General features: G+C 41.8%; 20 protein-coding genes. 10 read left to right on the top strand and 10 right to left on the bottom strand.

The features are described 5' to 3' along the window. The first annotated feature begins 121 nt into the window (after positions 1-121). The 7 genes from asnC (at position 122) to QSH61_RS02140 (ending at position 9,610) form a co-directional block, all read left to right on the top strand. Positions 122-580 carry a transcriptional regulator AsnC gene (asnC, locus tag QSH61_RS02170; protein WP_010374296.1) on the top strand — a complete coding sequence of 153 codons (459 nt, stop codon included), beginning with the start codon at positions 122-124 and terminating at the stop codon, positions 578-580. Between the two features lie 50 nt (positions 581-630). Then, positions 631-1,329, top strand: a complete 699-nt coding sequence (gene trmH / locus QSH61_RS02165) for a tRNA (guanosine(18)-2'-O)-methyltransferase TrmH (protein ID WP_206471814.1) — start codon at positions 631-633, stop codon at positions 1,327-1,329. A gap of 28 nt (positions 1,330-1,357) precedes the next feature. Next, complete coding sequence (gene recG / locus QSH61_RS02160) at positions 1,358-3,445, top strand: ATP-dependent DNA helicase RecG (protein WP_206471813.1); 2,088 nt, start codon at positions 1,358-1,360, stop codon at positions 3,443-3,445. Between the two features lie 348 nt (positions 3,446-3,793). After that, complete coding sequence (locus QSH61_RS02155; RefSeq protein WP_206471812.1) at positions 3,794-4,456, top strand: alpha/beta hydrolase; 663 nt, start codon at positions 3,794-3,796, stop codon at positions 4,454-4,456. Positions 4,457-4,661: 205 nt separating this feature from the next. Then, positions 4,662-5,387 carry a TetR/AcrR family transcriptional regulator gene (locus tag QSH61_RS02150; RefSeq protein WP_010605871.1) on the top strand — a complete coding sequence of 242 codons (726 nt, stop codon included), beginning with the start codon at positions 4,662-4,664 and terminating at the stop codon, positions 5,385-5,387. A gap of 15 nt (positions 5,388-5,402) precedes the next feature. After that, positions 5,403-6,503 (top strand): efflux RND transporter periplasmic adaptor subunit, encoded by a 1,101-nt coding sequence (locus QSH61_RS02145; protein WP_206471811.1) that lies wholly within the window; start codon positions 5,403-5,405, stop codon positions 6,501-6,503. Continuing rightward, positions 6,503-9,610, top strand: coding sequence for an efflux RND transporter permease subunit (locus QSH61_RS02140; RefSeq protein ID WP_206471810.1), 3,108 nt, complete (start codon positions 6,503-6,505; stop codon positions 9,608-9,610). The genes QSH61_RS02145 and QSH61_RS02140 overlap by 1 nt, the downstream gene beginning before the upstream one ends. A 344-nt stretch (positions 9,611-9,954) precedes the next feature. Here the strand turns inward: QSH61_RS02140 and QSH61_RS02135 are convergent, their stop codons facing one another. Further along, positions 9,955-10,824, bottom strand: a complete 870-nt coding sequence (locus QSH61_RS02135) for a hypothetical protein (protein WP_206471809.1) — start codon at positions 10,822-10,824, stop codon at positions 9,955-9,957. Positions 10,825-11,714: 890 nt separating this feature from the next. Here QSH61_RS02135 and QSH61_RS02130 point away from each other — a divergent pair. After that, entirely contained in the window at positions 11,715-12,812 is a 1,098-nt protein-coding gene (locus tag QSH61_RS02130; RefSeq protein WP_206471808.1) for an ISAs1 family transposase, read from the top strand. Positions 12,813-13,223: 411 nt separating this feature from the next. Here QSH61_RS02130 and QSH61_RS02125 read toward each other — a convergent pair whose 3' ends face one another. Next, on the bottom strand, positions 13,224-13,547 hold the full coding sequence (locus QSH61_RS02125) for a hypothetical protein (RefSeq protein WP_206471807.1): 324 nt from the start codon (positions 13,545-13,547) through the stop codon (positions 13,224-13,226). Positions 13,548-13,629: 82 nt separating this feature from the next. On the opposite strand from QSH61_RS02125, the gene QSH61_RS02120 reads away from it, so the two are divergent. Next, on the top strand, positions 13,630-14,718 hold the full coding sequence (locus QSH61_RS02120; RefSeq protein WP_206471806.1) for a nucleotide kinase domain-containing protein: 1,089 nt from the start codon (positions 13,630-13,632) through the stop codon (positions 14,716-14,718). On the opposite strand, the gene QSH61_RS02115 is transcribed toward QSH61_RS02120, so the two are convergent. The 7 genes from QSH61_RS02115 to QSH61_RS02085 form a co-directional block, all read right to left on the bottom strand. Beyond that, entirely contained in the window at positions 14,690-15,760 is a 1,071-nt protein-coding gene (locus QSH61_RS02115) for a MazG C-terminal domain-containing protein (protein WP_206471805.1), read from the bottom strand. The two genes, QSH61_RS02120 and QSH61_RS02115, sit on opposite strands and share 29 nt — an antisense overlap. Position 15,761: 1 nt before the next feature. After that, positions 15,762-16,526 carry a thymidylate synthase family protein gene (locus tag QSH61_RS02110; RefSeq protein ID WP_206471804.1) on the bottom strand — a complete coding sequence of 255 codons (765 nt, stop codon included), beginning with the start codon at positions 16,524-16,526 and terminating at the stop codon, positions 15,762-15,764. Between the two features lies 1 nt (position 16,527). Beyond that, complete coding sequence (locus tag QSH61_RS02105; RefSeq protein ID WP_206471803.1) at positions 16,528-17,169, bottom strand: C1 family peptidase; 642 nt, start codon at positions 17,167-17,169, stop codon at positions 16,528-16,530. After that, positions 17,166-18,143, bottom strand: a complete 978-nt coding sequence (locus tag QSH61_RS02100) for an ImmA/IrrE family metallo-endopeptidase (protein ID WP_206471802.1) — start codon at positions 18,141-18,143, stop codon at positions 17,166-17,168. The genes QSH61_RS02105 and QSH61_RS02100 overlap by 4 nt, the downstream gene beginning before the upstream one ends. Next, the gene (locus QSH61_RS02095) at positions 18,140-18,481 is read right to left on the bottom strand and encodes a helix-turn-helix domain-containing protein (RefSeq protein ID WP_206471801.1); all 342 of its coding nucleotides are present in this window, start codon (positions 18,479-18,481) and stop codon (positions 18,140-18,142) included. The genes QSH61_RS02100 and QSH61_RS02095 overlap by 4 nt, the downstream gene beginning before the upstream one ends. Before the next feature lies 1 nt (position 18,482). Further along, positions 18,483-18,800 carry a hypothetical protein gene (locus tag QSH61_RS02090; RefSeq protein ID WP_206471800.1) on the bottom strand — a complete coding sequence of 106 codons (318 nt, stop codon included), beginning with the start codon at positions 18,798-18,800 and terminating at the stop codon, positions 18,483-18,485. A gap of 81 nt (positions 18,801-18,881) precedes the next feature. After that, positions 18,882-19,538: a 4'-phosphopantetheinyl transferase family protein gene (locus tag QSH61_RS02085; RefSeq protein ID WP_206471799.1), complete on the bottom strand. Its 657-nt coding sequence runs from the start codon at positions 19,536-19,538 to the stop codon at positions 18,882-18,884. 106 nt (positions 19,539-19,644) lie between these two features. Between QSH61_RS02085 and QSH61_RS02080 the strand changes: the two genes are divergently transcribed. Next, the gene (locus QSH61_RS02080) at positions 19,645-20,205 is read left to right on the top strand and encodes a hypothetical protein (protein WP_206471798.1); all 561 of its coding nucleotides are present in this window, start codon (positions 19,645-19,647) and stop codon (positions 20,203-20,205) included. Positions 20,206-20,934: 729 nt separating this feature from the next. Here the strand turns inward: QSH61_RS02080 and QSH61_RS02070 are convergent. Continuing rightward, complete coding sequence (locus QSH61_RS02070) at positions 20,935-22,122, bottom strand: BaiN/RdsA family NAD(P)/FAD-dependent oxidoreductase (RefSeq protein WP_206471797.1); 1,188 nt, start codon at positions 22,120-22,122, stop codon at positions 20,935-20,937. Between the last annotated feature and the right edge of the window lie 303 nt (positions 22,123-22,425).

Raw genomic sequence — 22,425 nt, 5'->3', positions numbered from 1 at the left:
TATATTTAAAGAAACCGACACAAACATCAATAACCCGCAACAAAAACACCTTTACATAATTATTTTCATCAAAAATATGCTATAAATTTTATATAAACGATAATTGTTAATGGATATTTACATGGAAAATTATGAGATCGACAATCTGGATAGATCCATCCTTCACGCTTTAAAAGAAAATGCACGAACGCCCTACGCGGAATTAGCAAAAAGATTTGCTGTTAGCGCCGGTACCATCCATGTTCGGGTCGAAAAAATGAAGCAAGCGGGGATCATTGAAGGGACTCAAGTGAGCATTAATGCCAAACGACTTGGTTATGATGTCTGCTGTTTTATCGGAATAAACTTAAAACACGCCGGCGACTACCCGGGAGCCATCGCACGTTTAAAGGAATTTGAAGAAGTTGTTGAGGCTTACTACACCACAGGCAATTACAGCATATTTATCAAAGTGATGGCGCGCTCCATCGACCACCTTCAGGATGTGCTTATTAATAAAGTGCAGACCATTGAGTCTATCCAGTCAACCGAAACGCTGATCTCACTGCAAAACCCAATTCAGCGCACCGTTATGCCCTAGCTTCTTTTTTGTTATAATCGCGGGAATTTTTTGATTAGAGTAGTAAGTAGATGGCTGAGAATAGATTCCATCGTGTAAAAAGCGTATTAGATAGACGCCAAACCGACCTCACAGTGTGCCTAGATGAAGTGCATAAGCACCATAATCTGTCAGCGATTGTGCGTACCGCAGATGCGGTTGGCTGTCACCACGTACACGCAGTATGGCCACAAGATCAAAGACGGTTAACAAACAATACCTCTGGCGGCAGCAAAAATTGGGTTGAAACCCATATGCATGAGGATATAGACCAAGCTGTTGCGACAATTCGTGAACAAAACCCAGGTGTACAATTATTAGCAACCAACCTTAGCGATAGCGCCGTTGATTTTCGTGAAATTGATTACACCAAACCTACCGCTATTATTGTCGGGCAAGAGCGTTTAGGGATCTCAGAGCGCGCACTTGAGCATGCGGATCAGCACATCGTGATCCCAATGCAAGGTATGGTGCAATCACTCAATGTGTCTGTTGCTGCAGCGCTTATTTTATACGAAGCGCAGCGCCAAAGAGATGCAGTAGGACTGTACAAACGTACAGACATGATGGATCCTGTGGTAAAACATAAGTTACTATTTGAAGGATGTCATCCAATCATTGCAACCCGCTGTCGCGAAAAAGGGCTACCTTACCCGGCACTTGATGAGCACGGTGAAATCGTTGCAGACGACGCTTTTTGGGACATTCTTAAGTTTACGCAGAAGAAATAAATAACGCGGATCGCGCTAGAGGATTAGCATGTCGACACCAAATTTGGCCACTTATCCAATCACCGAATTAAAAGGCGTAGGCCCAAAAGCGGCCGAGCGTTTGGCCAAACTTGGCATTCAATCGGTGCAAGACATGTTATTTCACCTTCCGCTACGCTACGAAGATCGTGCGCGCACCTATCCTATCTGCGAGCTGCAAGCGCATAGCCATGTCAGTATTGAAGCCGAGATTGAACGCAGCGAAATCACGCAAGGCAAACGCCGCATGTTGGTGTGTTATGTTAATGATGGGACGGGGCGGATCGCGCTGCGCTTTTTCAACTTTAATGCAGCACAAAAAAATGCCATGCAAGCGGGCAAAGTGATCCGCTGTTTTGGTGAAGTTCGCCGCGGTCATTATGGCTTTGAAATGGCGCATCCAGAATACAGCATCAAAGAGACGCGCTCTGCACCGAGCGATCCGAGCCTTGCGACGCTTACCCCAGTTTATCCTACCACCGAAGGATTAAAGCAACTGAGCATTCGGGCAATTGCCGATCAAGCCGTTGAGTTACTACGCAAATATGATGTACCAGACTATTTACCAGCTCAATATCGACCATCGCAGCAAAGCCTAAAAGAAGCGCTGTTATTACTGCACCGTCCACCACAGGAAGTGGATTTAGCGCAATTAGAGCTCGGGCAACATCCTGCACAGGCACGATTGGCATTTGAAGAGTTATTGGCGCAAAACCTCAGCTTGCTTAAGCTTAGGCAAAAAGGTCAAGCGGTAAAAGCGGTTGCACTACCGCCCACCAACCCACTTGAAGCTCAGTTTTTGTCATCCTTGCCATTTGCCCCCACCAATGCCCAAAGTCGAGTAGTGGCAGAGATCAAAGGCGATTTACAACATCCCTACCCCATGATGCGATTGGTGCAAGGGGATGTCGGCTCAGGAAAAACGCTTGTGGCAGCCCTTAGCGCGTTAACGGCTATCGCACAAGGTTACCAAGTAGCACTGATGGCTCCCACTGAGATCCTATCCGAACAACACGGCATCAACTTCCTTAATTGGTTTGAACCTATGGGTATAGAAACCGTATGGCTGGGTGGTAAAACCAAAGGTAAGGAACGCACTCATGCGCTTGAGCGTATTGCTTCAGGGCAAGCACAGATGGTAGTCGGCACTCATGCGTTATTCCAAGAGCAAGTACAGTTTTCTAACCTTGCGCTTATCATCATCGACGAGCAACATCGTTTTGGTGTGCATCAGCGCCTAGCGCTGAGAGAAAAGGGAAAGTTTGGCGATTGCTATCCACATCAGCTGGTGATGACTGCAACCCCAATCCCGAGAACCTTGGCAATGACGGCCTATGCAGATCTTGAAACCTCAATTATCGACGAGCTACCACCGGGCAGAACCCCTATCACAACCGTCGCCGTGCCAGACACCAGACGCAATGAAGTGATCAAAAAAGTACAAAAGGCCTGTGTTGAAGATAAGCGTCAAGTTTACTGGGTATGTACGCTGATAGATGAGTCGGAGGCGTTACAATGCCAAGCCGCAGAAGACACCGCCAAAGCACTTGCCGAAGCCTTGCCAGAACTTAATATTGCGCTGGTACATGGTCGCATGAAAGCCCAAGAAAAACAGACCATCATGGACGAATTTAAACAAGGTCATACCCATGTGCTGGTTGCCACTACCGTGATTGAAGTTGGCGTGGATGTACCCAATGCTAGCCTTATCATCATTGAAAACCCTGAGCGCTTGGGTCTGGCGCAGCTTCACCAATTGCGCGGCCGTGTTGGTCGTGGGCAAATCGCATCACATTGTTTACTACTTTACCATGCACCACTGTCGGTCACTGCGCAAAAGCGTTTGGGGGTGCTGAGAGAAAGTAACGACGGATTTGTCATCGCCGAGCGCGACCTTGAGATCCGCGGCCCGGGTGAAGTGCTTGGTACAAAACAAACTGGATTGGCGGAGCTAAAAATTGCCGATCTTAGCCGTGATAAACATTTATTACCGCAAGTGAGAAGCCTCGCTTTTACCGTGCTAAAAAACCACAGCGATATTGTTGACCCGATTATCTGGCGCTGGATGGGTGATAAGAGTGAACTAGCCATGGCGTAAGCCTGAAGCGCCAAATGATATAGAGATCGCGAGATAAACTCGCTCCCATAAAATAAGTCATTCTGGTAGGAGCCGCTTCATGCGGCGAGCAGTTAAGAGATCGCGAGGTGAACTCGCTCCCACAAAATAACCCTGCTGCCATAAAGTAAGCCACTCTGGTAGGAGCCGCTTCATGCGGCGAGCAGTTAAGAGATCGCGAGGTGAACTCGCTCCCACACAATGAGCCGGATCCCACAAAATAAACTCGTTCTCACAACTCTCTCATACAAAATAACCCATCGCGCTACGCTTGCTTCTTTTATCAAAGCTTGGCTACCATCTCTCTACATCAACTAAAAAAACTCAAAAATGAATCGTTTACTACGTGCTGTATGCACCTCATTTGCTGCTTGCATGGCGTCGATCGCCTCAGCAACAGCAGTTTACCCAGATATACCTGAGCAGATTAATCCATCTGCCAAATATGTTTTTTACTCTCATGGCTATATCGTCGAAGGTGATAATGAAACCCCTATTCATAAGCGCTGGGGTAAATATGACTTTCCAGCCATCAAACAGGCATTAAGTGATGATGCCTATACGCTAATTGCTGAGCATCGCCCTAAAGGCGTCGCACCAGAAGCGTATACAAAAACCTTGGTTAGCAAGGTTCACAAGTTACTGGACGCGGGCGTCAGCGCCAGCAACATTACACTCGTGGGGTTTTCTCGCGGTGGCGCGTTAACGATAATGGCAAGTGATGCATTAAAAAATGATGCCATTCACTACGTGGTACTAGCAGGCTGCGCTAGGCTTATCAAAAGTAAAACCGAGATTAAACTCTACGGCAAGGTGTTGTCGGTTTACGAAACCTCAGATCAAGTAGGTTCTTGCGACTTTGTGAAAGCACGCTCTGCAAACCTCAAAAGCTTTACAGAGCTTTCGATTTCAACCGGTAAGGAACACGGCGCTTTTTATCTCCCGAGAGACGAGTGGTTAAAGCCAATTAAAAGCTGGATTTTAAATCACTAAATAATTAACCTGAGCTTTGGTTAATTAGCGTGGCGTTCTTTCAGAGGAACGCCGTACAGCGCATTCATTCTACTCCCTTTGATATCTTTAAATCGCATTTTCAAACAAGCCCCTCTGATTACTTATTGCACTTTTAAAAATGCTCTCTATAATTGAACCTTATTCGAATGTCATTCGAATAAGGTTCAAACCCTAAGGAGAAACGATGGCACCGGCACCTAAATATGATAAAGAAACCCAGCAACGCATGATTTTAAACGCTGCGGAACAATGCATTAATGAGTCTTCAGTCACTGACTTTACAATGGCAAAGGTCTCTTTGCTTGCAGGATTGTCTATGGGCTCAATCTATAAATTTGTGCAGACCAAAGAAGACCTAGTAATGGCGCTGGCCTATGAGTCTTTTACCCATACATCCAGTGTTTTTAAGCAAGTGTTGTCGTTACCACTTAGCACGCCAGAACGCATGCTCGCGGTGTGTCTTATCTCGCCACAAAAGCTAAAACGCTTCTCTTTTGATTATGAATTGCAGTCCTACTCTACCAATGAGGCGGTGATTAAAAGGGCTTCTGAGTTTTGGACCAATAAAATTATCGAATCCTGTGGTGGCTGTGAAAACGTGTTTAAACAAGCGCTAATTGATGGCATTGAAGCAGGTGAGTTGCAAGCTACACCAGATCTACACGACATGATAGAAGAAATTATCATCACCGGTTGGGCGCTTACCGTGGGATATGAGCAAGTACTGCGCTTGCAACAAACTAAGCAAATTGTTGAGGGCACAGCTTCATTGCTCGCACCACTTGAGCTTAATGATCCTGTTATTCGCAGCACGGTGAGGCTACTTAACAGTTATCCATGGCAACAACCTATCACTCAAGACTCTCTGGTACGTATAGAGAAAGAATTGCAAGCGCTCGAGCTTCGTTAACTTAAGGAAATCACAATGAACATCAAACGTTGGCTTATGGCCGTTGTCATCATTCTCATCGTTATTACCAGCCTTGGATTTGTGAAGTTTACACAAATCCAAGCGGCGATCGCCTTTGGGGAATCTTTCCCAGAGCCCTCGGCTTCGGTAAAAAGCACGTATGTATCAACCACTGAGCATATTAAATCGGTTAAGGTTGTAGGTCAGCTCCATGCCAAGCGCACCGTCACCATTAGTAACGAGTATCCAGGTCTTATCACTTACGTCGGTTTTCAGCCCGGTGAGCAAGTAGCAGCGAACCAAGTATTACTACGCTTAGATAGCAGCATTGATGAGGCGAATCTATTAGCGGCTAAAGCTCGAGTAAAGCTTGCTAAATCAACCTATCAACGGGTTGCCAAATTACTAGAACAAAAGCGGATCAGCCCAGATGAGGTGGACAAAGCCGAAGCCGAGGTGGCAATTAATCAGGCAGACGTAAAACGACTAACCACATTAATCGAGAAAAAAACCATTCGTGCACCTTACCCGGGTCAAACGGGGTTAGAACAATATCAGGTTGGTCAATTACTTGATGCCAATAGCGAAATCACTTTCTTGGTTGGATTAGACGACAGCATTTGGGTAGATTTCAAAATTCCACAAACCTTACCACAACCTAATATAGGCGAAGACGTTAGCGTGGCAATTTCTAATGCTAGCAGCCAAATGCCTGCTCGCGTATCAGCCAAAATGCCAATGGTCGATATCGCATCGCGCCAACAAAGTTATCGTGCTGAGCTACAAAACAGCAATGGCACACTCAGCCACAATCAAATGGTGTTAGTCAATGTACCAACCGAGATTGTGAACGCCGCAGTTGTGCCAACCAATGCAATTACGCGCAATCACTTTGGCGAGTTTGTTTATGTACTTGAAAAGGACGACAGCCAAAACTGGCGAGCAAAACCAGTAAAAATTACTTTAGGCGATAAGGTAAACGATCAGCAACTTGTACTATCTGGCCTGCGTGGTGGTGAATTTATTGCTGCTGAAGGCGCATTTAAGCTACAAGAAAACTTATTGGTTTATACCGATCAGGTTGCTGCTGTTGATGGCAATAACGGAGGCCAGTAATGAGCGCATTACACGAAAATAAGCCGTCTATCATGGATATTTTTGTTAACCGGCCGGTACTGGCGATCGTGGTGTCATTGCTTATTGTGCTAGCGGGGTTTAATGCCGCCCGAGATATATCGGTGCAGCAATATCCAAAAATAGAAAGTGCCTCACTGGTGATCAACACTGTCTATACAGGCGCTGCCGCAGACGTCGTTAAAGGCTATGTTACCGAGCCAATCGAGCGAGTGGCCTCTACTGTTCCTGGCGTCGACTATGTAGACTCGATAACTACCTCGGGACTTAGCAAAGTTACCGCTTGGCTTGAACTTAATCATAGTACCACCGATGCCTTGGCTGAGCTGACCACCCGATTAAACCAGATTAAGTTTGAGTTACCCAGCGGAGCGGAAGATCCAGCCATTCAAATCGTACGTGCCGATAGTCCGTATGCGGTATTCTATCTCGATGTGGAATCTCAAGGTCTGCCACGTAATAACGTGAGCGATTATTTGATCCGAAATGTTGTCCCTTCTATGTCTGATATTCCCGGTGTACAAAAAGTGACGCTGGAAGGTGGCCGCGATCCAGCAATGCGAATTTGGCTCGATACCGAAAAACTCGCTATCTATGGCGTAAGTGCTAGCGACGTATTTGCCGCACTACAAGCAAACAACACCATTGCCACCTTAGGTTACAGTGAAAATAACAGACAACGCATCGACCTAATGGCCAATACCTCGTTAAAAACGGTAGCTGATTTTAACAACCTAGTGGTAAAAGAAATCGATGGCACGCAACTCAAGCTCGGTAACATCGCCACGGTAGAACTCGGTGAAGCCGAAGGCATGGTAACCGCACGCCTTGATGACCACGATACCGTATTCTTAGCGGTGTGGGCATTACCAGGTGCCAATGAAATCGATATTGGTGACGCGCTGTATAAAAAAATTGATGAGATAAATACCATCTTACCCGACGGCATGCATCTAAGAATTGGCTACGATGGCACGCTTTATATGCGTGATTCCATAAAAGAAATCTTCACCACGCTTGGGGAAACCGTCCTACTCGTGGGGATTGTTGTACTCGCGATGATGGGCTCGTTTAGAACCGCCATGGTGCCGCTGGTTACCATTCCTATCTCGATTTTAGGCGCAATCGCGGTGATCTCAGCAATGGGCTTTTCACTCAACCTACTGACTATTTTGGCTATCGTGCTTTCTGTTGGTTTAGTAGTGGATGATGCCATCGTGGTGGTTGAAAACGTTGCGCGTCATATGCGCGAAGGCAAACCCAGATTACAAGCCGCGCTTATCAGTTCACGTCAATTACTCGTCCCAATAATTGCCATGACGCTGACCCTTGCTGCGGTCTACGCGCCAATCGGATTTTTAACAGGTTTAACGGGGTTCTTATTCAGAGAGTTCGCGTTCACCCTAGCCATTGCGGTATTAATTTCTGGACTGGTTGCTATTACCTTATCGCCCATAATGAGTGCTTACGTTAATCCCGAAGGCGGTAAAGAAGGTAAATTAACGCAAAAGGTCAATGGCTATTTTGATCGATTACAAGCGTTCTACTTTCGTGCACTCGATACCTTGTTTAAGTGGCGTCCACAGGTCTTTTTTGTCGCTATCGTGTTCTCTTTATTGTCGGTGCCGTTTTACCTGTTATCACAAAAAGAGCTAGCCCCTATCGAAGATCAAAGCAGTATCCAAGTCGTAGTGGAAGCACCACCTGAGTCTTCTCAAGCTTATACGTCAGCGAAAATGAATGACACTGCCGAGGTCATGAACGCCACTGAAGGCGCTGAGTTTACTTGGCAGATTATTACGGCAGCAGCAGGTTTTGGTGGTGTAGAGCTTGCACCATTTGATGAGCGAGAAAACTCAGTGCACGACTTGCTATACGATCTATACGGCCGGTTAGGCAGCGTGACTGGGCTAAGTTTATTCCCTATTCTACCGGCATCGCTTCCTACCGCAGGGCAGTTTGACGTTGAAGTAGTATTCCGTGCCAGTGACGACCCAACCGCGATGAAGCAGTACGCTGATGAGATTATTCAACGCGCAACCGCCAGTGGCAGCTTTATGTTCGTCAATACCGACCTAAAAATCGACTTGCCGCAAGCCGAGCTTGAAATCGACCGAGAGCTGGTTGCTGACTTAGGTCTAAACTTGTCGTCGGTAAACGAGCAACTTAGCATTTATATGTCGAATAATTTTGCCAACTACTTCAACAAAGAAGGCAAAGCCTACCGCGTCATTCCCATTGTCGGCGATGGCGAAAGGTACAATCCTGAGAACATTCTTAATATGCAAGTAAGAACGGATGCTGGCGATCTTATTCCGATTTCAGCGTTTGCTACCTTGCGCACCTTTACAAGCCCTAGAGTGCTTGGCTCATTCAATCAGCAAAACTCGTTTAGAATATTGGCAGGCACACTGCCACACATTACCAAAGAGCAAGCGCTCACACAGGTCGAGGAAATTGCAGCAGACGTCTTACCTAGTCACTACTCCATTGACTACGCTGGTGAATCAAGACAGCTAAGAAAAGAAGGCAATACCATGGTTGGCGTACTTTTGTTTGCCATGATAGTGGTGTTTTTCTTACTGACGATCCAGTTCAACAGCTTTAGAGATCCGCTCGTGGTACTACTCGGCTGCGCACCTTTGGCACTCGCAGGTGCATTGATGTTACCGTTTTTATCACTCACGACAGTCAACATTTACAGTCAAATCGGCCTAATCACGCTCATAGGCTTAATAGCCAAAAATGGCATCTTGATTGTTGAATTTGCGAACCATTTACAGCTTGAAGGTAAATCGAAATTTGAAGCCGTAAAAGGGGCTGCGGCCACACGTCTAAGACCCATACTGATGACCACAGGTGCAACCGTGCTTGGTCACTTCCCCTTGGTATTGGTAACCGGTGCAGGCGCAGAAGCGCGCAACAGCATAGGTATTATCTTAGTCGCAGGCATGCTCATTGGTACTTTCTTCACTTTGATTGTCTTACCGCTGCTTTATGAAAAGCTAGCCAGCGATCACCGTGGCGAAGCCGAAACCATTGAAACCTACCCAGAAGCGCAGTTGATAGGCAAAGTCAGTATGACGTGATAACTGGCTAACAACCAAAAGGACACTAAGTGCCATACTTAGTGTCCTTCTTAATTGGTAAAACCTTTCTTTTGATAAGCCGGAATTTATTTCAATCTAGAACATGATTTAGGGTGTGATGGGACTATTAAGTTTGCACGTTTAAAGTAAAATTTACCTTAAAGTTTGCACGCCAAAAAGATAACTAAATTTAAAATACTCTTTCAAAGAAAGCCCACTAGAAATTGTTGTCACATAAAAACTAAGTTGGAAAGTGGATTTTGAACGAGAAGCAAACAGGTTAGCCTGATTGATAACTGACTTTTACCGGCTCTTTCCAAAATATCCTCATTACCCCTTACTCTCTATCTGGAGTACGATAACAAATCGTTCTCTTTATCGAGATTAAGACGAAATTTTGCAACATGTCGAATTTTTGGTTCCACGTCTGCTGACTTTAATTTATATGGAAATTCATCGAAATTAATCTCTGCGGTCAGATTATCTATATGATTATCATATAAAGCCTTTAGTAATTTTTGATCTTTAGACGGAAAATTTTCCTTAAACATCTTATTAAATTCTGGTTTAAAATATTTGATGAATGCAGCTTCAAACAATGAAACTAAACTTTCTTTTGAAGATACGCCTTTTATGTTTATGATTCCATCAAACTTAGTTTTGAACTCACTCTCTTTATTATGTACATCGCATAACATAAGTCTTTTCATATCATTAGCTACTTCTAATAGAAGAACGCCCAATTCATGCGTATCTTGCGTTCCGCTTTCAATAGACAACCGTTGAAGTGTCTCATGTTTTCTAAGTCTATCAATTGCATTTCTTGAACCTGAGCGGCCATAAGATTTACCAATATATTTTATATCAAAGATTTGATTTTCATGGATACAAAGTTCAATTAATAAATTTGATATACTTAACTTTTCAGCTCCATCATGTATGAAAAAATCCCCTTCATGTTCAGAAACCTGAGCTTCTCTTGGTATATCTAAATGTATAGTATCCTCCTTCCCCCCACACACAAAGTCTAAAGTGTAACGGCTGCCATTTTCATTTAAACCACCGAATTTTAAAAATGGAAGGTAGCCAATAAAATAAATATGACTATCCTTTATTATTTCCGAAAACCCACAAGTTTTCTCTTCATTATATATAGCAGTTGCTGGCATAAACAAATAGCTATCAGCATAAATACAAGCAATACTTTTATTCATTGATGACAATTTAATTCCCTTCTACACCTTTAAAAAACAATTCATAAAAATAGTTTCTAAAAATAAAAACAAAACTGTGTTCACTTCCCAGCCACCAAATCACGCTTAGTCACAGTGTCCAGAAAATACTTCATAGTTTACGAGTGAGTATCGACACCGTTTCCAAGGTACTTAGCAAAGCGAATGAGATGAAACTAAGCTAACCTGACGTCAGTCTGGGCACTTTGAGATGCCGGGCTAGCAATATGCTCATTAGGAGCTCATACATAAAGGCGTAACCAAGCACCTGTTGTGGGAAGAGTTCACAAAACAATATCCCCACCTCAATTACAGTTATCCGCAATACTGCCACCATTATTAGTTCTGGCAAAAGTTACCGCGCCGCTCAATGCGGCAGATACACAGGCAAGTGAAAAGTTGTTTGTAGATCATGCCGAACAAACAGTACCAATAATAGTGATGATCTGATCACACTAAGCCTGAGAAGTTCCATGATTTAGGAAACAACGCCAATACGAGGGGGGGAAACCTCGCTTAGCGATCAATAACAGAAAAAACCAATATATGCACACTTGAAATTAAGGTGACTAAACTCCATATATTTTAAGCCTATCACATATGTTACTTTCAGCAACTGATTGTTGATTACCCTTGTTAACTTTGAAAATTCCAATCAAAGGGTTAATTGGACAAAAATCCTCTTTTGACCATTTATAGCATTTTGAACAATCCCGCCCTTTTTTATTATTAAATATTCAGAAAAACTATCAGGTTTGTTAACTCCATACTTGTAGACAACCACGGCGGGATCGCACTTTGTAAAAAGGCTTTAACATCCGCCTCTTTTCTGATCTAATAACGTCCACATTATCACTATCTACTTGTTAATTATGTCGTTATTTAGCCACCTTGAACTTGTTGAAGATAAGCGTTCTTCCATTAATCAACATCATGATCTTGCTGATGTTTTGTTTCTTATCATCTCGGCAGTATTATCCGGTTGTGAAGACTGGAAAGATATCGAAGTGTTCGGGCGCAGTAAACTGCCGTGGCTCCGGCAGTTCAGAGCATTTCAGCACGGTATTCCAACGCGACATAGCTTTGCACGTATTCTTAAAACAGTAGAAACTGATTCGTTGGTTTTGGCCTTGTTCAGTTGGGTCAACGAGCAACGGTCTCAGTCAGGTAAGCCAATCATTGCGTTTGATGGCAAAACCCTGCGCGGTGCCAGTAAGAAGCGTGAGGATAACTTACACTTGGTGTCTGCTTTTGATTGCGAGTCTGTTTTAACTTTGTATCAGCGTACAGTAGAAAGTAAATCCAATGAAATACCGGCAGTTAGAGCACTATTAGATGTGCTCGATATTTCAGATTCTATCGTCACATTAGATGCGCTACATTGTCAGAAAGCGACTCTTTCAGCATTGATTTCAAGAGAGGCTGATTATCTGGTTCAGGTCAAAGCAAATCAGAAAACACTCTATAAAGCAGTCACTTCATGTTTTGAAACAGCCTTTGAAGAAGGAAAGAATTTGCCCGAAGATGTACAAGTCAGCAATGGTCATGGACGCCAGGAAAAACGCATCACTTATGCTCTGAATGCAGACAAACTGCCCGAAGAGATAAAAGAAAAATGGCCCGGGATCACTTCATTAGTCGCGGTTGAAAGACACAATAAATCCGAGTCGGTAACAAAAATAGACACACACTTCTATGTCACTTCAGTTGAGCCTGATGCACAGATGTTACAAAAAGCCATCCGCCATCATTGGCATATAGAAAACCAGCAGCATTGGGTATTGGATGTCGTGTTTAAGGAAGATGCTTGCCAGATCAGTGAGCCGATTTCGGCGGAAAACATGGCGTTGTTCAGACGAGTCGTTCGTAATCTGGTAAAACAGCACACAGGTCGTAAAGATTCGATACGTGGCAAGTGCGTTCGGGCCAGTTTTGACGATGAATTCAGGGCCGAGCTTATCTTCGGTTAATGGTCGTTAACGAAGTATGCTCTCACCCTGGGATTTGGAGCAATTGTCTCAGTAAGTTCAATTGACGATTGCTGGAACAGTTTAACTAATTCTGTGTCGTGTTGATGAGTAAAGAGCGAATTAAATTCGTTAGGAAACAAGGGGACTCTACGCCACCTCCCATTTTTATTGATTACCGATGAAAAGTCAGTAACACCATTAACCAACAAGCAACGATATATCCAACTTTGCAATGCTTCACCTTTGAAAAATTTCATAAATTTTATGTTATTGATATATGGAAAAATCACTATGCTTGTTTGAGTCTACAATTTGAAATCCTTGGCCTAGATTTTTCGTTTCTAATTTTATCACTGCATAAGTCAAGAATATCATAATATGGATTTAAATATGTGGCTCTAAATCGAAGAGTTATAAGTCTAGCAATTGAATAATCGCTTTGACCTTATCAGGAGGTAACGTCTTAAGTTTCATAAACATGTTACCCTGTTCAACAGGTTTATAGCTGCTAAGTAAAGTTGGGCCACTACCAGTAATTAACCAATGTAGATTAACGGAAGAGCCTTCTGAATTTTTAATCAAAGATAGTCTCACCAATTTCTCTGAATCAACAAAGCAATCACCACTCATAGCTTTACGTAAAGGAGATGAATTTGCGTAACCCAATAATTTTGAACACTCTTCCACAGATACATCAAGACATTCGTGGATAAGATAGCGCAGTCTTGAAGACATTTCTTTTGAAAGGCTCTGGTTTTTTTTTGTTCGCGCCAAAATAGTTATAATATAAACATTAAAGTCATATTATGATAGATTTGTGAGTGCAAAAGTAAAGTATTTTTCATATAATGAATTAAACAAAACTCTAAAGACCACTCAAATGAATGCTTCTGTCTCACACAATGTATTTATGAAAAAACAAAAGCCGAAGAAATCCATAGTGTTTGAAACATACTGGAAATTTGCGTTTTTGCGTCAAGAAGCGTTCTTCAATCGCCTCAACTCAATTCAAGGACCATGGAGTAAAGACGAAATAATTAGTGAATATAAATTCACTAATGCATATAGAGCTTCCGATAGAGTTAGTCAGTACTTGATCAAAAATGTAATCTACTCAAAGCGTTGGTCAGAAGAAGATATCGTATTCAGAATTTTGCTGTTTAAATTTTTTAATAAAATTGAAACATGGCAATTATTGGAAGCAGAGTTTGGTGAAATTTCATTGAGTACTTTTTCTGTTCCAAAGTACGCAGAGGTATTGCAAAGAGCTATGGATAAAAAACAAAGCATATACTCTGCCGCATATATTATGCCTTCAGGCCCTAAACAAGAGTACATTGGAAAACGTAAACACGAATTTCATTTGATGCTACTTCAAAAGTTAATGTCTGGGTCATTTGTTAGGGATTTATTAGCTTGCTCCTCGATGGAAAGTGCCTACACACAAATTTTAGGGGTAGAATCTCTAGGTAAGTTTTTGGCATACCAATTTGTTACAGATTTAAACTACTCTGATTATTTCCCTTTTAGTGAACAAGAGTTTGTAGTTCCTGGTCCAGGCGCAATGGATGGTATAAAAAAGTGCTTCACAAATTTAGGTGATTACACAGAATCAGATGTAATCCGTTATATGATGGAAAGTCAAGATAACTACTTTGATAAGTTTGGATTTCCGTTTAAAAACTTATGGGGCCGCCCCTTGCAACTAATAGACTGTCAAAATCTGTTTTGTGAGGTTGATAAGTACTCAAGAGTTGCGCATCCAGAAGTTTCAGGCATTAGTGGGAGAACTCGAATAAAACAAAAATTTAAACCTCAAAAATCATCTATTGAGGTTTGGTACCCACCGAAATGGAATATTAACGATAGTATAGAGTCTATTTATCCGAGTGTGGTCGCAATGTAAGCGTTCGATTGTCTGCATCAACATGTAAAACACCAGAGCCAGTTTCTTTTAGTTCCCGAAAGACTCTGTAGCCTTCTAATATACAATGTTGCCATTCCCATGGTTCACATTGACTAACTTCATAACCTCTAACTAAGCGTTGTACTCGTTTAATTAAGTCTAAATCAACGTGTTGAATTCCCTCTAAAAAATCAGGCCTAGCATAATCGTACACATGATTTATTATCGCTTCTTCGATAATTGCAGCTCTCGCACCATCTTCGACTTCATCAACTTTTGGATTACTTTTACGTTTAGCTTTTAGTAGCCTTCTAAACACAGGGGACCACCCCAATAGCCCAGCACCCGCAATGTGAAATACATCATGAAATCTATAACCATCGTCTTCGTAAGAGTTATCAGTAAGTCTATCCCCCAGTTGAACGCCATTCATTCGCATAATTGTTGTACTGGGTTCTTGTAATGGAAGAAATTCAATTTCAAATTTACGTGGTAATTGCTCATAAATGGGGAAACCTTCATCGAATTTAACGGCTGGCAACTCATGATTACGTCCCCAATATGAAAGGGTTTTATTTACACATTTATCGGCAATTTCACTTAAATTTTGATCAACAAACCCTGCAAGGTGTTGCAAATTACGAAGAGTCTCTATGTAAAGATTTAGATCTTCCTGATTGACAGAACGAGTTTCAAATAGTGAAGCCCTTTTTTTATGAAGTAAGTAAATGTGGTCAAGTAAAGAATATGTAGATTGAAAGATATCTAACTCTAATCCCTCAGAAGTCGGCCATCTATCAAAAGTCATATTCATTCTGGAAGCCATTATTATGACATACCAAAGGATATCTCCGATTTCTTCAGAGAAATGCTCCTTAAAATGCGAGTAGGCTTCATTATCTCGTTGCTTCTTTTTAAGTACAGAAGCCAATGAACCAAGCTCTCCTATCGCACCGAGGATTGCTATGTCTGGTCCATTTTCATGGGCCCAATTGATTCTAACTGTCCTTAAAGCTTCCTGTTGAAAGCGGTTTGCATCCATTTTATTCTTCCAATGATTTTAATAGCTTATTAAAAGGCTGCACTTTTCCACTGTCGTCTAGCTTTGCATAAGTAGCATGACATACCAACGCTCCCATATCCACACCGACTTCTCGACATAAGAAACTTTGTAACCGAGCAAGTCCAAGTAGATTTCCCATCGCTTTTTCAATAAAAAATTGCGATCTATAAACTGCTGTTAAGTGAAGCTCTTTTCTATCGTAAGATAACTTGAAGCTTAAATGGCTTAAACATGGAAAACCGTATCGATTTCTATCATTTTTATTTATCGGAATAGATTCACTGTCATCTATAGATATCTCATGAGCACACCTAATGCCAGAAGATGATTTTGCGGCAGTTTTTAAGCGGGATACAACTTCCTTTAATGGGTTTATTTCCTTCCCAACTGCGCTTGTAGCACGCACAATACGCATAGCATAAGTGCCTCTATTGTTAGATTGAATGCCCTTAATAGTTGGATAAATTTGCTCAGGATAAACTGTGTAAACCCCTTCCGAGCCGTACTTTTTATAGAGGCTTGCTGGAAAAATCGTTTCAGCTACAGTATGCGAATTATAGGGGAGGTAAGTCTGTGCAAAACTGTCGAACTTATCTCTTATGTTCTTAGTTCGAACATTCGTTAAAGCTGGTTTTTTCACCTCTAAAATTAAGTTGTACTCAATCTTATGCGAAGTGCAATTTTTTAGATGTTTAACAGCTTGTAACCAAGCCTCCTCACGTGTTTCTGTGCTAATTACATGCATATTATTTAGCTACCTCTATCAAAGCAAATGTTCTCGTTTTTAAAAAACTTTCAGATAGCCAGCAGTGACCACCATCCCCCCATGTAGCCCCCCAACTGTTCCTGATTAAGAAGAAGTTTGAGCCACATTGCCCCTTTGCTTTTCCAACAATCAAAACCGCGTGATTGCCTATTTCACCCACTTCATTATCAAGAATGTATGGAGAAGTTATAGTTTGGAACGATTTTGGCAAAGCAATGCATGCAACTATCACGTTACGAGCATTTAAATGCTCGTTGATAGAGTCAATACAAGCTATAGATTCAGTTGCCTTTGCATAATGTTTTGGTTTGATATTACTAGGGGGTAAACGAGGAGACGTTGCGAAGCAATCATAAGGAAATTGTGCTTCGCTGGGCTGACCTTCACCATACAAAGCTTCAACAATACTTTTAGTTGTAAGGCCGAGTTGAAAATTATTATGTCCATCTCTAATGTGGGCATGATGCGCAAGGTATTCGACAGATAAATCAAACGTAAGTTGGTTATGTACTGAGTTAAAGTCACTAGCTGCAAAGGCAAGACATAGGGGACGTGTTCCTTGGTCCCTAACATCAGACAATAAACCTCTCAGATCTGTTTCTATGATTAATGAATTGCTCATTGATTATACGCCCGTGGCAGGCCACTTTCTTGACCACGAAAGTCCAGTGTAATTTCAAAGTTACTTATAGGTTTTCCGCCTTTATCCCAAGGCCTTTTTTCTTGGGTGCTAATTTGTGCCACCTCATTTCCTTGGAGTACCAACTTTCTTTGCGATAGTCCACCAACTCTGGACTCGCTAGCAACCTCATGAATATCAAACAGTGAATTTACAGTTGCAGATGAAGGGATTTCAGTCCAAGAGTAACCACTTGTAGAATGTTCTTGTAGGTCAATAATTATGGTGTCTTCTGGCCCTGATAGTATGTAGCTTCCATTATCTTTTTCTGTAATGTGAAATACATCTGGGTGAGACGCGTTTAACCCTAACTCCTTCAAAAGTCGTTGTTTTATTAACTTTGGAGAGACCGATGCAGCCATAGTAGATTCTTGCAAAGAAAGGAAATTATGGTTTTGCATTGCTACCCTAGTTGCGGAGTAGCTAGCGCCTAATCTTAGGGATAATTGATAAATAATTTCAGGATTTTTTAACTCTGACTTCGCATAGTTTTGGCGCCGAATGGTGTAACCAACTAAACTTTTGGGTAGTATAAATTCTGATGCAAATGCCTCTGCCTCAACTTCGGGAAAAGGTGCATTGCCTTTAACGTCACGTGCATTATTTATAGATTCTTCACTATCTATGCTTGTACCATGCCCCAGCCAGAAATGCCCAAGTTCATGGGCGGCAGTAAAACGTTGTATAGGTAAGCGCCTATTGGTTGAAACTATTACTCCATGCGTTGGTCCATGTGTAGTATAGGCACCAAGTAAACCATCTAAGGGCCTGCATAAAGTAACCACATCTAATTGTTTTAAACAGTCAAATACATCTATTTGCTGCAAACCTTCTTTGATTCTTGTTTTAAGCCCTAGATGAGTTAGAGCTTCAGATGCTCCGCGAGTGCCGCGTAAAGTCGCTTCCCTGTAATTCATTTTTCACCCGATGACTTCATTGATAAAAACTCAGCAAACTTTTCCAGCTCTTTGCGGTCGTTTTCTGATAGTTTGTCAATATTTCTAGCAAATACCGCCGCATTGGGGTTTGGTTCAACACTAAAATTTTGATCTGTAAAATACGCTACGGGTCTTTGATAAAGCTTTGCCAATGCCATTAATTCAACAGTATCTAATTTTCTTTGCCCGCTCTCAATTAAAGAAAGGGCAGATCTGTTAATGCCTATCTCTTTAGCTGCTCGTTCCTGAGAAATGTCTAAATACTCTCGAGCTTCTTTTAACTTTGTACCAATTACTATTCGTGCATCTGAATTCACTTTACGGCTCCTCAGTTTTGTCGAACTCAAGCTCTAACTGTTCCATAATATGATCGACTGCTTCAGGGACTGAATCGTATCCACCACACTTTATCCAAGAGGGGTCAAGTTGTGTACCTGTGTATCTCTCAACCACAGGGGATATCTTAACGACTGCTTTTGAGTCAACAGCTGGTGTATCCCACAAATCTTCATCTTCAGCTTCAAATTCAGCAAATTCAACTTCAGAATCAAGCTCATCAGTAAGCTCCGCTTTAAGTGCAGCTTTTACTTTTTCATATTCCGCTCTTGTTATTTTGAGTGATGCTTTGCTCATCATAAATACACCTTGTTATGTTATCTAACAACATAGAGTATATTTGTGTGAAAATCAAACAATCAAATTCTATACAATTGATTTTTAACATATCCAAGCTACGGCTATTACCCAGTTTTTATCAATAATAACCGCACGGCCAGAGCATTGATGTGCTGCTAGTGTGACCGAAAACTGGTATATGTTATTTGTCACTGAAGATATAGTAGGTGAAATTGTCTTTAGCGTTATTGCATCAGCGTCACTGATAACGCTCAAGGCTTTGAATGTACTTTCCTTCACAGAAAATAAAATCGATGAAAATACATGAAATGGTAGATTGAGATTTGCAAAGCAGGAAAAATCTCTACTCAAACTGAAAACTGAAGCTGTTTGAGTATTCCATGTATCGACTCGCTCAATATCTACACCTATTGATTTAACTTCTGTTTTAAGGCCTGCTAAGGCAACTACATATGGATACTTATGAGAAATACTACCTGTTAACCCACAGGGAGGAATAGGCTTTCCATCATCCGTACGGCCAATTGTTGGTTTAGTTGGTGATACTTTTTTAACAGCCTCCTTCAGACAATTTCTTCCGGCGACAAATTCAGCATACCTAGCAGGGCTAGCTTCTGGTGATAATTTATATTCTTCAGGTTCCAACTCTCTTTGTAGTTCAGCTATCTGGCCACAGAAACTTTTACATGTAGGAGGGATTATTATCTCTAATGCATTTTCTAGCTTGTTTAGTAACAAAGGCAATGTCCACTCAAGAAATCTAATACTATCAATAACTATTTTTTCATTAATATGCGTGCTAAGTTAGATTTGGAGGCATAAATGAATATATCAAGGATATACTATGAGAAAAAAGCTAGCTCTAATGGGTGTTTCAGGTGCAGGCAAAGACTATTTAGCTAGCCACTTAATAAAAGAGTTTGGATACTATCGATTCTCTTTTAGTGACCAGCTCAAAAGAATAGCAACTTCGATTTACCCATGGTTAGAAAAAGATTACCCGCCTCTGATTAAAGAGGATGCTTTAGATCTTACCTTAAGCACTGGCGAAGTAATTACCAAATCACCTAGAGAGATCTGGTTACACTTGAATGGATTACGTGACATTGAAAAGAATATTTTCATTCGAATGTTACAAGAAGAAATAGCCAATTTTGAGGGTAAAAATATACTTATATCTGATATTAGATCAGAAGATGAATTTCATTGGTGCCGTACAAACGGGTTTAGAATCATCCATATAAAGGCAAATAAAAAAGTGTACAAGGCTTACGACATTGACTCTCAAATACATAAAATGGCACCTCAGGCTGACTTCACTTTTGAAAACAACTTCAACGAATTGGCTGACTTTGATTTGTTCTACAGAAGTGTTTTAGCCCCTCTTTTTTCTCCTACTACTTAATTAAGTAATGTCGGCGAAGCTAAATTGAGTATACAACTTTAAATAACTATTAATTTGAACCATCAAATTTGATTCATAAAGCTAGTCTTTTTGATCATGCCTGAATTCAATACTAGTAACATGGAGGTTGGCAACCTAGCATGGGTACATGAAGTCATTCTCTAAAGCGTTTTGCGGATGAAATAGCTGTACTAAATTGGGTGGAGTTACACTTTGGTCGTCCGACTCACCTTCAGGTTTTACAGAAATGGCGTCGTATTTGACTAGTTCTCCAATTAATCTTGTGAGGAGAAAGTCTGTTGTAATAATGATTGGTTCTCGGGTGAGCGGGATGCTCAATACCCAACGCTTCGGCAATTTTTATAGATAAGTTGATTGGAAGAAGGGGAAATTGTTCCCTTATATCAGTAACGGAGTCAGAAAACTCTGCTAGATAGAAGAAATCAGTCTCTATTGCTGAAAGTGTATGGTGAACTCTATCTGTTTTTAGTCCCAGTATTTGTGAACGAACACCTTTCGATTTTACATCCTGTACTCGCAGCTAAGGCTTGTAAGAACCTCCAAATGCCATATTTGTTTTTTAATGCCCGATTAAAATCGTCAAATGTTTCAAGTTTTCTCCGAGCCATAAAAACTTCCAGTAAACCATTGCCCAAGAAAATTCTAGTGGCGAACCACATACCGTGCAAACTTTATGGGAAGTGTGCAATCTAAATTGTCAATACACAGCTAACAAGCCTGTCCGCATGCCCAGCCGGAGCTCCATGCATATTGGAAGTTATAGCCCCCGAGCCATCCGGTGACATCGGTTACTTCGCCGATAAAGTACAGGCCTTTTTGTTTTTTAGCTTCGAAAGTTTTTGAGCTTAATTCATCGGTATCTACACCACCTAACGTAACCTCTGCGGTGCGATAACCCTCTGTGCCATTTGGTTTTATTTTCCAGCTAGTGAGGGTTTCTGTCAGTTTTTCAATCTCTGTGTGGCTGAGTTGGTTGGCGTTTTTATCTGGGATGCTGCCGTCGCTGATTAGGGCTTCAATAAAACGCTTTGGTAAGATGGTCGAAAGCAAGTTCTTCAGGCTCTTTTGCCCTTGCTCACTACGCCAGTCATGGAGTTGTGCTTGCACATCTAAGTCAGGTAGTAAATTGATGCTAACAAACTCACCTGCTTTCCAAAATGAGCTGATCTGCAAAATTGCGGGGCCAGATAAGCCTCTGTGGGTAAAGAGAATATTTTCTCTAAATTGGATACCGCTTTCGCTGGTCACTAGGCTATCTACGCTAATACCAGACAAACCATCAAAGCGTGCTTTGTCGTGATCATGGAGTGTAAATGGTACAAGCGCTGCCGTGGTTGGTAATACCGTTAAGCCAAATTGCTCCGCTATTTTGTAGCCGATTGGCGTTGCGCCAAGTTTTGGCATGGTTAGGCCACCAGCGGCGATCACCACTGACTCGCAGTTGAAGGTTTGAGTTGTGGTTTTGACTAAGTAGCGGCCATCGCTTTGATGCTCAACCGCTAATACTTCTTGACGTAAATGGAGTGACACGCCCGCCCAGTCACATTCGGTAAGAAGAATATCTACGATCTCTTGCGCGCTATTGTCGCAAAACAATTGTCCAAGCGTTTTATGGTGATAAGCAAGGCCATGGCGGTCTACCAATTCAATAAAATCACGTTGGGTATAGCGGCTCAAACACGACTTTACAAAGTGTGGATTTTTACATAGATAGTTAGCAGGTGAAGCATTTTCGTTGGTAAAGTTACAGCGGCCACCACCACTGATCAAAATTTTACGGCCAGGCTTTTTCCCCATATCAACCACTGCAACTTGTCGCCCTCGGTATCCAGCCTGTGCAGCACACATCAACCCTGCAGCACCTGCGCCGATAACGACTACCTCTATTTGTTGCATAAACTCACTCAACTTTTTATCTAAGATTTCTACACTTACCGTTTTGCCAACAGTTTAGCTTTAAACGGCAAAATCGCGACCAAGCGAAAATTATACCTAGATTCTTTATCTAATCACAGCGACGAATAGAAGAAGCAACTCGCATACCTTTCAAACACTTGTAAACATTATGTCAGCGCTATCATTTCTTAAACCTTAAAAAACAAGAAAATAAGATTAGAATAGTAAAATAAAACCAACCTTTAGCACTAACCAAACTCCCACTCTACTGGCTACAAATGCTTCACAAAGTTAAAAACACTA

The sequence above is a fragment of the Pseudoalteromonas sp. JC3 genome, assembly GCF_030291895.1.
Classification (GTDB): Bacteria; Pseudomonadota; Gammaproteobacteria; order Enterobacterales; family Alteromonadaceae; genus Pseudoalteromonas.
Note: the sequence above shows the minus strand (reverse complement) of the source record. Positions and strands in the feature narration are given on the sequence as shown.

Coding starts and splice junctions, on each gene's coding strand:
- QSH61_RS02125 (WP_206471807.1), bottom strand. CDS start 13,547: ATGTCTTCAAGACTGCGCTATCTTATCCACGAATGTCTTGATGTATCT.
- QSH61_RS02100 (WP_206471802.1), bottom strand. CDS start 18,143: ATGAATTACAGGGAAGCGACTTTACGCGGCACTCGCGGAGCATCTGAA.
- QSH61_RS02130 (WP_206471808.1), top strand. CDS start 11,715: ATGTCGTTATTTAGCCACCTTGAACTTGTTGAAGATAAGCGTTCTTCC.
- recG (WP_206471813.1), top strand. CDS start 1,358: ATGTCGACACCAAATTTGGCCACTTATCCAATCACCGAATTAAAAGGC.
- asnC (WP_010374296.1), top strand. CDS start 122: ATGGAAAATTATGAGATCGACAATCTGGATAGATCCATCCTTCACGCT.
- QSH61_RS02155 (WP_206471812.1), top strand. CDS start 3,794: ATGAATCGTTTACTACGTGCTGTATGCACCTCATTTGCTGCTTGCATG.
- QSH61_RS02110 (WP_206471804.1), bottom strand. CDS start 16,526: ATGCATGTAATTAGCACAGAAACACGTGAGGAGGCTTGGTTACAAGCT.
- QSH61_RS02115 (WP_206471805.1), bottom strand. CDS start 15,760: ATGGATGCAAACCGCTTTCAACAGGAAGCTTTAAGGACAGTTAGAATC.
- trmH (WP_206471814.1), top strand. CDS start 631: ATGGCTGAGAATAGATTCCATCGTGTAAAAAGCGTATTAGATAGACGC.
- QSH61_RS02145 (WP_206471811.1), top strand. CDS start 5,403: ATGAACATCAAACGTTGGCTTATGGCCGTTGTCATCATTCTCATCGTT.
- QSH61_RS02090 (WP_206471800.1), bottom strand. CDS start 18,800: ATGATGAGCAAAGCATCACTCAAAATAACAAGAGCGGAATATGAAAAA.
- QSH61_RS02150 (WP_010605871.1), top strand. CDS start 4,662: ATGGCACCGGCACCTAAATATGATAAAGAAACCCAGCAACGCATGATT.
- QSH61_RS02135 (WP_206471809.1), bottom strand. CDS start 10,824: ATGAATAAAAGTATTGCTTGTATTTATGCTGATAGCTATTTGTTTATG.
- QSH61_RS02070 (WP_206471797.1), bottom strand. CDS start 22,122: ATGCAACAAATAGAGGTAGTCGTTATCGGCGCAGGTGCTGCAGGGTTG.
- QSH61_RS02140 (WP_206471810.1), top strand. CDS start 6,503: ATGAGCGCATTACACGAAAATAAGCCGTCTATCATGGATATTTTTGTT.
- QSH61_RS02080 (WP_206471798.1), top strand. CDS start 19,645: ATGAGAAAAAAGCTAGCTCTAATGGGTGTTTCAGGTGCAGGCAAAGAC.
- QSH61_RS02105 (WP_206471803.1), bottom strand. CDS start 17,169: ATGAGCAATTCATTAATCATAGAAACAGATCTGAGAGGTTTATTGTCT.